Source organism: Streptomyces sp. NBC_01788 (assembly GCF_035917575.1).
Lineage (GTDB): Bacteria > Actinomycetota > Actinomycetes > Streptomycetales > Streptomycetaceae > Streptomyces.
The window spans coordinates 7317934-7331832 of record NZ_CP109090.1 but is presented as its reverse complement, the minus strand read 5'-3'; the positions used below and the strand labels follow the sequence as shown (position 1 = coordinate 7331832).

Annotated in this window: 2 protein-coding genes (1 of these 2 only partly in view); both read right to left on the bottom strand. The window is 74.9% G+C overall.

Going from position 1 to position 13899, the window contains the following annotated elements:
- On the bottom strand, window positions 1-1219 hold the 5' portion of the coding sequence (locus OIE49_RS32635) for an SDR family NAD(P)-dependent oxidoreductase (RefSeq protein WP_326805429.1). Its footprint begins 20111 nt before the window's first position; only the first 1219 of its 21330 coding nucleotides appear in the window; its start codon is at window positions 1217-1219; the stop codon falls past the left edge of the window.
- Complete coding sequence (locus OIE49_RS32630) at window positions 1216-13899, bottom strand: non-ribosomal peptide synthetase (RefSeq protein ID WP_326805428.1); 12684 nt, start codon at window positions 13897-13899, stop codon at window positions 1216-1218. The genes OIE49_RS32635 and OIE49_RS32630 overlap by 4 nt, the downstream gene beginning before the upstream one ends.

Below are 13899 nucleotides of genomic sequence, written 5' to 3'. Positions count from 1 at the left end.
GCGCGGGCTCGGCGGGTGCGGACGCCCGCGGGGCCGGTACGGCGGGTGCGGACGCCCGCGGAACAGCCAGGGCGGGCGCGCCGTAGGTCTCCTCCAGGTGGCGGGCCAACCCATTCACCGTGGTGTGTTCGAACAGCAGCGTCGGGTAGAGCGCGGAGCCGACGACCTCCTCGAGGTCGTTGCTGATCCGCAGCATGTCGACGGAGGTGAGACCCATGTCGTAGAAGCCGAGCCCGTCGTCGACGGTGTCGGCGCTCCGGTCGAGCATCCGGGCGATCCGCCCGCGCAGCCAGTGCCGGTAGTCGGCGGCGGGCGCGGTGGGGGCCTGCGGGCCGGCGGTGGCGACGGGCTGCTGCACGCCGGTGGTCTCCAGCAGCAGGTCGCGGATCGACTCGGGGCGACGGATCCGCTTGCAGGTGAGGCGGTCGAACTCGGCGACGGTGCGACCCTGCTGGTCGTGCAGCGAGAAGGTGCTGCGGAACAGCTCGCCGGACGGGGTGAGCTCCTCGGGCTGCGGCACGTGCACCAGGAACGCGCCGTGCAGCGGGCCGTGCGCGCGGAACCGGTCGATGAACATCGGGATGAACGGCTCGGCGGCGGTGATCTCGCGCTGCCCGTACGCGACGATGGTCGCGGCGTCCATCTTCGCCGGGTGCAGCAGGAACGCGCGGTGCTCGGCGGTCTCCGGCAGGACAAGCGAGAGTTCGGCCAGCAGGTGGTCGGCGCCGAGGTGCATCGGGCCGGCGCACTGCATGGCCGCGCCGTGCACGATCTCCCGGGAGCGGGTGTGCGCGTACATGTCCGCCATCGACCGGGTGCGGACCGCGCCCGCCACCAGTGCGGCGGCGTCGAGGTCCGGGACAGCGGACGGGCCGGCCGGGTGCAGTTCGGCGCGGATGTTCTCCCGCCACTCGCCGTAGGGTTCGTCACCGTGCAGCCAGCGGCTGGTGCCGGTGATTGGGCGGACGCCGTCCACCGGCTCGCCGATCACCACCCGGATCTCCCGGTCGTTGCCCTCGACGGTGGCGATGGCCTCGGCGAAGACGATGCCGCGCAGTTCGACGGTGGTCGGGTCCAGGCCCTGGGCCGCGAGGACCCGCAGCACGATGTCGAGGAAGGTGACTCCCGGCATCACCGACACCCCGTGGACCCGGTGGTTCTGCATGATGAAGTCGCCGTGCCGCAGCACGAGTCGACAGTCGATGGTGGGGTCGCTCATCGGTGGGTCCTCTCCGGGATGCCAAGGACGGCCCCTGCGGCGGGGTTCGGTTCGAAGTGCAGGTCGAGGATCGAGGCGGCGAGGACCGGCCCGGCGGTGGAGGGCGCGGCGGGTGCGGGCGCGGCGGGTGCGGGCGCGGCGGGTGCGGGCGACGGGGTGGCCGGGCGGTGCGCGGCCGGCGCCTCCAGCCAGAGCCGGCGGCGGTCGAAGACCGGCCGGGGCAGCGGACGGCGGGTCGGCGGGCGCACGGCGACCGCCGGCTCGTCGGGCTCGCTGACGATCAGGTGAGCGTTGGTGCCGCCGAGCCCGAAGGCGCTGACGGCGGCGACCCTGGGACGGCCGGGGTCGGGCCAGTCCCGCAGGGCGGTGTTCGGGTAGAACGGGGACTCGGCGAAGTCGAAGCGCGGGTTGGGGTTCTCGCAGTGCAGGGTCGGCGGGAGTTGACGGTTCTTCAGCGCCAGCACCGCCTTGACCAGGCCGGCCGCGCCGGCCGCGCTGAGCAGGTGTCCGATGTTGGACTTGACGCTGCCGATCGCGCAGAAGCCGCGCGCGTCGGTGGTCTCCCGGTAGACGTCGGTGAGCGCCCGCAGCTCGATCGGGTCGCCGATCATCGTGCCGGTGCCGTGCGCCTCGACCATGCCGACCCGTTCCGCGGACATCCCGGCGGTGGCCAGCGCCCGGCGGATCGCCTTGGCCTGGGCGACCGGGTTCGGGGTGGTGAGGCCCATGGTGCGGCCGTCGTTGTTGACGGCCACCGCGTCGACCACCGCGAGCACCCGGTCGCCGTCGGCGAGCGCCCGGCCGAACGGCTTGAGCAGCACCAGACCGCAGCCCTCGCCGGGCACGAAGCCGTCGGCGTCCCGGTCGAAGGTGGCGCACCGGCCGGTCGGCGAGAGCGCCCGCACGGCGCTGAACTCCAGGTAGGGGCGCTCGTCCAGCAAGATGTCCACGCCGCCGGCGATCGCCAGCTCGGACTCGCCCTCCAGCAGGCTGCGGCAGGCCAGTTGGACGGCGGCGAGGGCGGAGGAGCAGGCGCTGTCGACGACCAGGTTCGGGCCGTGCAGGTCGAAGTGGTGGGCGACCCGTGCGGCGACGAAGTTCTGGTCGCCGCCGAGCGCGGCCGGCCCGGAGCGCAGACCGATCCGCCGGCCGTAGTCGCCGAGCCGGGCGCCGACGAACACCCCGACCTCGCGGCCCTGCAGCTCCTCGGTCCGGTACCCGGCGTCGGCGAGGCAGTTGACCGTGCCTTCGAGGACCAGCCGGACTGCCGGGTCGAGGCAGCGGGCCTCCTCCTCGGTCATCCCGAACCACTCCGGGTCGAAGTCCTCGATGCCGTCGACGAACCCGCCCCACCGGCTGACGCTGCTGCCGATCCGGTGCTCCGGCCGGTACAGCGCCCGGAGGTCCCAGCGGCTCGGCGGAATCTCGGTGATGCTGTCGCGGCCCGCCGCCAGGGCGGCCCAGAAGGCGTCCGGGTCGGGGGCGCCGGGGAACCGGCAGTCCAGGCCGATGATCGCGACCCGGCGGTCGACGGGCTCCTGCGATGCGACAGGCGGCGTGACCGGGGCCGACTGCGACTGCGGCTGCGGCTGCGGGTTCGTCACCGGCATTGCGGCAGGCAGGGGTTCGGGGGCTGACCGTGCGTCGACGGCCGCCCGGTCCAGTCCGGCCTTCCGCAAGTACTCGGCGAGCCGCTCGAGGGTCTGGTGCTCCAGCAGCACGGCCGGTTCCAGGCTGCTGCCGATCTGCCGCTCGATCAGTTCGACGAGTTCGCCGAGCATCACCGATTCCACGCCCAGGTCGGAGAACGGGGCGGTGGCGTCCAGGTCGGGCAGCGGGATCTCCAGCGCCTCGGAGAACAGCGCGAGCAGCCAGTCCGGCGGCGCGTCGGCGAGCGTCGGGGCAGCCGTGGCCGCCGGTGCGGCGACGGTCGCTGCCGCCGCGCGGTTCGCGTGCAGCAGGGTCTCCGGGTCGAAGCGCCCGGGCAGCGGGACGGCGGGCAGCAGCTGGGCGGGCAGCGTGCCGGTGAGGACGGCTTCGAGTACCCGCAGCCCCTCCTCGACGGTGATCGCGTCCAGCCCGGCGGGCGCGCAGCCGTCCGGCTGGTCGGCGCCCATGCCGGTGCCGAGCCAGGTCGGCCAGTGCACGCTGTGGAAGCGGGTGCGGCCGGTGCGGGTCCTGTCGGCGAGGTACTCCAGGTGGGCGTTGGCGGCGGCGTAGTCGATGACGCCCGCACCGAGGCGGGGCAGCAGGGTGCTCGCGGAGGACATCATGACGAAGAACGCGGGCTGGTCGGCGGCGCACAGCCGTTCCAGCTGATCGGCACCCTCCGTCTTCGGCTCGAACACCTCGGCGATGTCCGCGACCGCCTTGTGGACGAAGGAGGGCCGCCCCCGGCTGGGCAGTCCGGCGCAGTGCACCACGCCCCCGATCGGGCCGAGCGAGCTGCGGACCTGGGCGAGGAACGCGCCGAGGCCGGCCTCCGTGGAGGGGGCCTCGCCGTGCAGCATCACCTGCGCGCCGGCCCGCTCCAGAGCCTGCACGTTGCGCACCGCGATCGCCTCACGGCCCGTCAGCTCGGGCGCCGCCCAGCGGTGGCGCGGCGGCAGCGGGTGGGCGGCGGTCAGGGCGAGGCGGCGGGCGCCCCGTTCCACGAGGCGGCGGGCGACCTCGGCGCCGATGCCCCTGGTGCCGCCGGTGACCAGGTAGACCTTGGCCGGGTCGGCCAGGAACTCGGCCGGGGCCGGGGCCTGCACCGGTTCCAGCACGGGGGCGAGCCGCTCACCGCCGCAGTGCCTGACCTCGGCGGTGGGCTCGCCGCCCGCCCATTCGGCGAGCAGCTGCCGGGCCAGTTCGGCGGGCCCGGCGTCACTCTCGACGACGGTGGCGCGGACGGTGCGGTACTCCGCGCCGAGCAGGCGCACCACGCCCGCCAAGCGGCGGCCGTCCGCGCCGCCGCGGTCGCGCACCGCGTGCACGATCCGCAGCGGGGTGCCGGGACGGCGGGCCAGCAGGCGCTGCAGGGCGGCGAGTCGGGCCGTCCAGGGGCCGGGGTCGGCGGCGGGGCGGTCGAGTTCGCTCAGGTCGAGCCAGCCGGTCAGGTCGGGGTGCCGGTCGGCGAGACCGTCCAGCAGTGCGATCGCGTCCCGCTCACCGGTGAACCCGGCGTCGCCGTCGGCGGGTCCGCCCTCGCGGACCAGGATCACCCGGTCGCGTCCGAAGGCCTCGGCCACCTGCCGGGCGGCCTCCCGGGAGCAGTCGGTGTACAGGCAGACGATCCGTCTGGTCACCGGCTCGGGCCGGGGCTGCTCGGCGCTGCGCCACCTCTTGGTGAAGAGCAGCGGCTGCCGCCCATCGGGCTCCTGCACGGGTGCGGCCTCCACGGTCTTCACGGGCTCGGGCCAGTAGCGGCCGCGGGCGAACGGGTAGCTGGGGGCCGCGGCCCAACGGGGCCGGTCGCCGGTGTGCAGGCGGGACCAGTCGACCCGGCCCCCGGCCGTCCAGTGCCGGGCGAGCGAGAGCAGGTCGCCGTACGAACCGTCGGCGGGGCGCGGTCCGGCGGGGGCATCGGCCCCCGGCGTGCGGCCGCGGACCACGCCGCCGCTGTCGCCGTCCAGGAAGCGCAGCAGTTTCGCGCGCAGCTCGGCCGGGTCGGCGGCGATGACGGCGAGGCGTTCGCGCAGCGGTTCGCGACCGGACTGCGAGGTGTGCGCGAGGTCGGCGAACGGCGGCAGCTCCGGACGGGCCAGGAACTCGGCCCAGCGGCCGGCGAGTTCCTTGAGCCGCTGCTCGTCGCGGGCGGACAGCACGAACAGCTGCGGGCCGGCCGGGCGGATCGGCTGGGCGGCCGGCTCCGGCAGGTACTCCTCGATCACCAGGTGGGCGTTGGCCCCGCCCGCGCCGAACGCGCTCAGTCCGGCCCGGCGCGGCGCCGGGGCGCCGTCGGCGGTGCGGCGGACGGGCCACGCCGCGGCCTCGTGTTGGACGACGAATGGGCTGCGTGCCCAGTCGATGTCGGGGTTGAGCTGCTCGGCGTGCAGCGAGGGCACGAGCCTGCGGTGCCGCAGTTGCAGCAGCACCTTGGTGAGTCCGGCCAGTCCGGCGGCGGCCTCCAGGTGGCCGATGTTGGACTTCACCGAGCCGATCGCGCACGTCCCCGCCTGGACCCCGGCGAACGCCCGGGCCAGGCCGTTGATCTCCACGGGGTCGCCGAGCGCGGTGCCGGTGCCGTGCGCCTCCAGGTAGCCGATGCTGCCCGGCTCGACGCCCGCGTCGCGCAGCGCCGCGGCCACCAACTCGCCCTGTGCGACCGGGTTCGGCACCATGTAGCCGCTGGTGCGGCCGCCGTGGTTGACGGCGGTGCCGCGAATCACGCCGTGGATCCGGTCGCCGTCGGCGATCGCCCGGGCCAGCGGCTTCAGCAGCACCACGCCGACGCCCTCGCCGGGCGTGAAGCCGTCGCCGCCCGCGCCGAAGCTGCGGCAGCGGTGGTCGGTGGACGCCATCCGCAGGCGGTGCTGCTGGCGGAACTTGTGCGGGTGCGCGGACAGGTTGACGCCGCCGACCAGCGCGGCCTCGCACTCGCCCTGGCGCAGCGCGCGGACGGCCAGGTGAATCGCCGTCAGGGAGGCCGAGCACATGGTGTCGACGGTCAGGCTGGGGCCGTTCAGGTCCAGGAAGTACGAGACCCGGTTGGCGATGCCCGCGAGCGCGGAGCCGGTGTCGGCGGCCGGGCCGACGAGCGACTGCTCGACGCCGAGGAACGGATACTCGTTGTACATCGCGCCCGCGAACACGCCGACCCGTCCGCCGTGCTGCTCGCGCAGCCGGGCCCGGGTGTAGCCGGCGTCCTCCAGCGCCTCCCAGGCGACTTCGAGGAAGAGGCGTTCCTGCGGGTCCATCAGCACCGCGTCGCGCGGCGAGATGGAGAAGAACAGCGGGTCGAACCTGTCGATGCCGTCCAGGAACGCGCCCCACATCAGGTCCACCGGCCAGCCCGGCCGGTGCCGTTCGGCGGGCAGCGACCCGATCGCGTCGTAGCCCTGCTCCAGCAGCTGCCAGAACCGGTCCAGGTCCGCCGCCTGCGGGTAGCGGCCGGCCAGGCCCACGACGGCGATGGCCGTGTCCTCGGACCGGTTCTCGACAGGCTCGAGCCGGCCACCGGGGGCCTCTGTCCTGACGTGCTGCCAGGGGCCGTCGGCGCGGGCGGCGAGTTCGGCGGCGATGCCGGCCAGGTCCTGGTGCTCGAAGAACAGGGTGCGGGAGACGGGCTCGGCGAAGTCCTCGGCGAGGCGGGCGTTCAGCTGGCCGACCACGTACGACGTGAGGCCGTAGTGCTCCAGCCGCACCTGCGGGTCGAGCCGCTCGACCGGGATGCCGGACGCCTCGGCGTAGACGGCGAGCACGTACTGCTGGACGGCGTCGGCCACCTCGGCAACGGGCGCGGCCACGGGTGCGGGGCGCGCGGGCACGGTCAGGCGGTACTCCTCCCCCGCGAACACCGTGCCCGGCAGCGGCACCCGACGGAGGCCGGGCGACCACAGGGCGTGCCAGGCGACGGGTGCTCCGCGCAGCCACCCGGCGGCCGCGGCGTCGGCGTGCGCCGGGACGAGCTCGGCCACCGGACGGCTGGGATTCACCACCGCGTCCGCCAGCGCCGAGTGGGTCCGGCCGGCGGCGAACTCCTCCAGTGCGGTGCGTACTTCGACGAGATCGGAGGTCACCACGGCGAGGCGGTGCGACATCGGGACGCGGCCGTCCTGCAGGGTGAACGCCAGGTCGGCGAGAGCCGGCGGCGCGCCGTTCTCCAGGTGCGCGGCGAGCCGGCCGGCGGCGAGCCGCAGGCCGTCGGCGGAGCCCGCGGACAGCACCACCGCCTGCCGAGCGGGCGCGCGCCCGTCGGCAGCGGCGGCGGACGTCGCGGCCCGCAGCACCGCGTGGGCGTAGGCACCGGAGGCGCCGACCGCGTTGACCACAGCGCGGCGGGCGGTCGCGGCTGACGGCCAGTCGACGAGGTGCTCGGGGACCCGCAGCGGCAGGTCGTCCCAGTCGACGAGGTCGCTGCGCTGCTCGGCGGTGAGCGTCGGGGCGATCCGGCCATGCTCGAACTGGAGGAGCACCTTGAGCAGTTGGGAGAGGCCCGAGGCGGACTCCAGGTGGCCGATGTTCGGCTTCACCGTCCCGGCCAGCACCGGGTTGTCCGCGAACACCTCCGCAAACGCCTCGAGTTCGGCGGCGTCGGCGACTCCCGCACCGGCCACGGCGAGTTCCACGTAGTCGACCTGGGCCGGCGTGATCCCGGCCCGGCCTAGGGCCACGCCGACCGAGCCGGCCAGCGCCTCCGGGTTGGGCACGCCGAAGCGTCCACCGCTGCCGGCGTGGCCGATCCAGGTGGCCTCCAGCACGCCCCGGACGGTGTCGCCGTCCCGGTCGGCGGCCGCTGCCGGGCGCAGCAGGACGGCGGCCACGCCCTCGCCGGGGCACCAGCCGGAGCTGTCGGCGGCGAAGGCCCGGACCGGTCCGCCCTCGGCGAGCAGTCCTGCCTCGGCGAGCAGGGCGAGGTGGTACGGGTGGGCGACCAGGTTGACCGCGCCGACCACGGCGGCGTCGCACTCGCCGCTCCGCAGGGCTTCGGCGGCGAGGTGGAGGGCCGTCAGGGAGGAGGAACAGGCGGTGTCGACGGCGACGCTCGGGCCGTCGAAGCCGAAGTAGTGCGAGATCCGGCCGGGCATGTCACCGGCCAGGGCGGCGACCCGGGCGGCGGCGTCCGCGTCCCAGGTCTCCTTGCCGCTTTGCTGGTGGTCGTGCCACATTGCGGCCGTGAACACGCCGACCCGGGGCGCGGCGGCGCGCAGCGATTCGGCGGTGTGGCCGGCGTCCTCGAGGCAGGTCCAGACGGTCTGCAGCAGCAGCCGCAGCTGCGGGTCGAGCGCGGCGGCCTCGACCGGGGCGACCCGGAAAAGCAGGCTGTCGAAGCTGTCGATGTCGGTGAGGAAGCCGCCGTGCAGTCCGGCGGGCAGCCGGCCGTCCTCGGCGACGCCCCTCCCGGCGGGCAGCGGGCCGACGGCGCACTGGCCGGTGCTGAGCTGCCGCCAGTACTCCCCCAGGTCCTCGGCGCCGGGGAAGCGCCCGGCCATGCCGACCACTGCGACCTCGGCGGCCTTCGGTTCCTCGTCGGCCGCGGCCCGGGCGGGCCGCTCGGCGAACGGCGGCCGCAATTCGGCGGTGCTGGTCCGGTCGACGCCGCCGCCCATGAAGGAGTGCAGGAAGACGTGGCCGTCGTCGAGGGCGAACTGGTCGCGGATGTCGTCGAAGGTCAGCGTGCCGACCGGGCAGAGTCCGATGCCGCATGCGGCCTGACCGGTCATGAGCAGCTGGCCGATGTACCCGGCCTCCAGCATCAGGAAGCGCTCGGCGACCTCCTGGTAGAGCGGGGCGATGCCGCGGGTCTGGCCGATCAGGAAGATCCCGAACGCGGACCGGTCGAACACCGGCCGGTTGTAGTAGAAGTGCACGGCGCGGTCGATCCGCGGCTCGGCGTTGACCAGTTCCAGCGCGTGCCCGCGCGGGTCGTAGTAGTAGATGCCCCCGGCCAGCCCGTCGACGGCGTCCGGCTTGACGTACACGTACGCCTGCACCGAGTAGGTGTCCCCGGCCGACGGGTACAGGCGGCGGGTGCCGCCCTCCACGGGGGCCTCGCGCAGCAGGCCGAGCAGCCGGGTGAGCGCCTCGGCGGGCAACGGGGTGTCGCGGTAGTCGCGGCGGCTGCCGCGCCAGTCGTAGTACGCGGGGTGGACCGTCGTCTCCGGCAGCGCGATGCGCTGTGCGCCGGGCGCGGGGCGGCGCAGGTTCCAGGCGGCGGCCTTGAACGCGTCCCGCTCCTGCGGCGAGAACATGTCCACGGCGCCGGGGCCCGCCTCCGGCTCCGGCGTGGCGGGGGCGGCGGCCGGTTCGGGCCGGGTCCGGAGGCCGAGGCGGCCGGCGAGGATCCGGGCGATGCCGGCGGCTGTCGGCTCGGAGATCAGCGCCGAGACCGGCACCCGCTGCTGGTACCGCTTCCGCAGCCCGGCCGAGACCTGGACCATGGTGAAGGAGGTGGCGCCCTGCTCCCAGAGGTCCTGCGCCGGGTCGACGGTGTCCACGCCGAGGTGCCGGGCGAACATCGCCGCAATCTCCTCGGCGAGCCGGGCCGGGCTCGCGGCCGAGGGACCGGGTGCGGGTACGGGTGCGGGTACGGGTGCTGACGGGGCCTCAGTGTCCTCATTGGTGACAGGAGTCGACGGCGCCGCGGGCTCGGCGGCCGGTGTGGCGTCCAGCGGCCAGGGCAGCGCCCTGCGGTCCAACTTGCCGTTGGCGGTGGCCGGGAAGGACGGCAGCAGCACCACGAAGTTCGGCACCATGTACCCGGGCAGGGCGTCGGCGGTGTGCGCGCGCAGTTCGGCGGCGGTGACGGCGGGGGCGGCCGGGTCGGTGACGACGTAGGCGACGAGTTTGGCGTCGCCGCTCGGCGGTTCGTCGTCGCGCAGCACGGCGACGGCCTCCTGCACGGCGAGGTGCGCGCGCAGGCGGTGCTCGACCTCGCCGAGTTCGACCCGGTGGCCGCGGATCTTCACCTGGCGGTCGCCGCGTCCGGCGATCTGCAGATTGCCGTCGGGAAGCCAGAGCGCCCGGTCGCCGGTGCGGTACATCCGCTCGCCGGGGCTGTCGACGAAGGGGTCGGGCAGGAACAGGCGGGCCGTCAGTTCGGGCTGGTTGCAGAAGCCGACGGCCAGGCATTCGCCACCGGTGTACAGGTCGCCCTCGACGCCGATCGGGCAGGGCTCGAGGTGTTCGTCGAGCACATAGTGCCGGGTGTTGTCGATCGGCTTGCCGTAGGGGATGCTGCGCCAGCCGGGGTCGACGGTGGTGACCCGGTAGACGTTCGACCAGACGGTGGTCTCGGTGGGCCCGCCCATGGCGATGGTCACGGCGTTCGGGAACGCCTCGCGGATCGCCCCGGGCAGTGACAGCGGGATGAAGTCGCCGGCCAGCGCGACGATCCGCAGGCGCGCGGCGGCGGGGTCGCCGGTGTCGGGGGTGAGCAGCGGGGTGAGCTGGTGCAGGGTGGTGGGCGCCGAGTTCCAGAGCGTGATCGGCTCGGTGAGCAGGATGTCGAGCAGCAGTTCCGGGTCGCGCTGCTGGGTCTCGTCGGCGAGGTAGACGCCCGCGCCGCCGCCGAGCAGGCCGAGCATGTCGAAGACAGAGAGGTCGAAGCTGAGCGAGGTGACGGCGAGTCCGAGGTCGGACGGGCGCAGCTCGAAGGTGCGATGGCAGAAGTTCAGCAGGTTGCGCACCGAGCGGTGGGCGACCTGGACGCCCTTGGGGGTGCCGGTGGAGCCGGAGGTGAAGATGACGTATGCGGTGTCGTCCCGGGTGCTGCGGGTTACCGGGTCGTCCTCGCGGGCGGTGGGCCCGTTGATCGCCGGGTCGGTGTCGGTCTCGACGGTGGTGACCCCGTCGGTCAGCGGCACGGCGGGGGTGTCGGAGGTGGTCAGCACGGTGACGGCCCGGGCGAGTTCGAGCATCGCGGCGACCCGGGTGCCGGGCAGCGCGGGGTCGATCGGCAGGTAGCCGGCACCGGCCTTGAGGATGCCGTGGAGGGCGGCGACCATCTCGGGGCCGCGCCGGATCCGCACGCCGACCAGCTGCTGGGGGCCGACACCGGCGGCGATCAGACGGTGGGCGATCCGGTTGGCGCGGCGGTTGAGTTCGCCGTAGGTCATGGTGCCGCCGCGCCAGCGCAGGGCCACCGCCTCGGGGGCGCTGGCGGCCTGACGCTGGAACAGCAGATGCACGGGGCCGTCGTCGGGCACCGGGACGGTGGTCTCGTTCCAGGTGTACAGCACGGTGTGCCGTTCCTCCGCCGTGAGCCCGCCGGAGGGGGTGTCGACCCAGGTGGCGTCGTCGGCGAGCAGCCGCAGGTCGTTCTCGAAGGCGGCGAACATCTGCTCGGCGAGGCCGGCCGGGAAGTCGGCGGGGACGATGTCCCAGCAGTAGCGCAGTTCGTCACCCTCGGCGACGGCGACGCTGTCCAGGGCGCAGCCGGGGGTGCTGGTCAGCCATTCGCCCTGGCGGACGCCGGCCGGCAGCGGCCGGTCGGTGAGGTCGACGAGGGCGGTGTAGACCACGGGGTAGGCGGCCTCGCTGCCGCGGAGCACCTGGCGGCGCATCTCGCCGAGGCCGCCGGCGCCGCCCTCGGCGAGGTCGGCGTCGAGGACGCGGCGGTACTCGGCGGCGGCGGCGGTGAGCGGGAGTTCGGCGGGCGCGGCGGTGACCCAGGTCATGAAGGAGTGCTCGCCCGGGCGGGCGGCCTCGGCGGTCTCCGGCCAGAGCACCACGGGCAGCGCGTAGGGCCGTTCGGTGCGGCTGGAGACGGCCCGGGTGAGCGCGGCGAGCAGCAGGTCGTCGGGGCGCAGGCCGTACTCGGCAGCGCGGCGGGCCAGTTGGCGGTAGCCGTCGATCCGGCCGGCCAGGCGGGTGCGGCCACGGCCGGCCTGGGCGGGGTCGCCGGGCGGGCCGAGTTCCGGTCCGGCGGGGAGTTCGGCGAGCCGCTCGCGCCAGTAGTGGGCCTGCTCGGCGGTGGCGCTCGCGGGGACCGGGTCGGGCCCGGCCGGTACCGGCCGGGCGGCCGGGTCGGCGTACAGCCGCCACAGGTCGCGGTACAGGAGGTGGATGCTCAGACCGTCGGCGACCAGCAGGTCGAAGGCGCAGTGCACGACGGAGAACCCGCTGTCGTCGCGGGTCACCCGCAGGTCGAACAGCGGCCAACCGCCAAGTGGGAAAGGCTGATTGGTCATCTCCTCGCGGATCAGTCCGCGCAGTGCCGGATGCGCGGCCGGGTCGCCGGCCTCGATCACCGGGATCCGCCACTGCCCGGGCCCGTGCTGACGGTCCGTCACCCCGTCGGCGGCGAAGGCGGCGCGCAGCACCGCGTGGCCTTCGACCAGGCGGCGCAGCGCGTCGGCGAGCGCCTCGAGGTCGAGTGCGTCGACCTCGAAGCTTTGGTAGCACTGGCAGCCCTCTGCGGGCCCGTCGCCGGCGGCCGTGCGGGCGACCATGTACGCCTCCTGGAGGGCGCGGGGCGGCCGCGGGTCCCCGACGAGTTCGGTGCAGGCGGCGGCGAGGGCGTTGCCGAAGGCTGCGAAGGCGGCCTCGACGGCGCCGGGGGCGAACCGGGTGGGGTCGATGTCCCAGCGGTAGCGCAGGGCGCCGTCCTGCTCCCACATCTGGTGGTCGAGGGCGACGTCGGTGGTCTGGCTGACCCCGTACTCGATGGCCGCGCCGAAGCCGCCGGCGACGCCGGGCGGCGGGCCGACGTCGAGCAGACTGGTGAAGACGACGGCGGGCCCGGGCCGGCCGGTGCGCTGTTCGCGCAGCGCCTCGATGCCGGAGACCAGGCCGTGCCGCAGGTGTTCGCCGAGGCGGGCGTGCACCGCGGCCGCCTGCTCGTCGAGGGTCTCGTCGGCCTCGCGTTCCAGGACCAGGACGGCGGTCGAGGTGAACGGGCCGACCAGGTACGGGGTCTCGGCGGCCAGGTATGGGCGGCTGCTGGTGGTGACCACCAGGGCGGTGCGCTGCTGCGGAGCCCGGCGGTCCAGCGCCTCGGCGAACAGGGCGAGCACCAGGGCGGTCGGCGAGACGCCGAGCCGGACGGCCCGCGCGGTGAGCGCCTGCCACTGGTCGGCCGGCAGTTCGGCGTCCAGCGGGCGGCGTTCGCGGCAGCCGCCGGCGGGGGCGGGCGCGCGGACCGGGGCGACCAGCCCGGGCCCGGCCGGCAGCTCGGCCAACTCAACGTTCCAGTAGACGAGATCGGCGCCGTGGGCGTCCGAGCCGCGTTCGGCGAGCAGGGCGGGCACCAGTTCGGCGACGCACGGTCCGGCGGTCGGCAGCGGCTGCTCCGGGCGGTGGTAGCGCTGGTGCCACTGCTGGAGCAGCACCGCGTAGCCGTGGCCGTCGGTGATCAGGGTGTCCAGGCTGAGGTGGACGATGTCGGGGCCGGTTCCGGTGCGGGTGACCTCGATGGCGAACAGCGGCCATTCGCCGGGCCGGTAGCAGCGGTGCGAGAGGCGGGCGCGGACGGTGTCGCGGTCCTCGGCGCCGCCGGGTCCGTGCACGGGCATCTGCCAGTCGTCGGCCGCCGGACGGATGTGCTGCAGGCCGTCGTCGTCGACGACGGCGCGAAGCATGCCGTGCTGGTCGATCAGGTCCTGCCAGGCCTGACGCAGCCGGCCGGGGTCGAGGTCGGGGACGGCGAACTCGCGGTACAGGTGGCAGCCGACCGCCTCGCCGCCCAGGTCAGTGCCCTTGGCGACCAGGTAGGCCTGCTGGAGGTCGGTGACCGGGAACGGCTCCCGCTCGTCGGTGCGGACCGCGGCGGCCGGCCGCGGGGCGGTGTCGGCGGTGTCCGCCGCCACCATCGCGGTCAGCTCGTCGAGGGTGGCGGCCGCGAGCCGGGCCGGCGGCAGGTCGAGGCCGAACTCGCGTCGCACGCCGGCCCACAGCCGGGTCAGTGCCAGCGAGGTGAGGCCCCAGTCGGCCAGTCCGCCCGGCGGCAGCGGTTCCGCTCCGTCCGGGCGCACCTCGGCCAGCAGCCGGTGCAGGATCCGAACAGCCGTCAGCCCGGTCTCGTTGCTCGTTTCCAC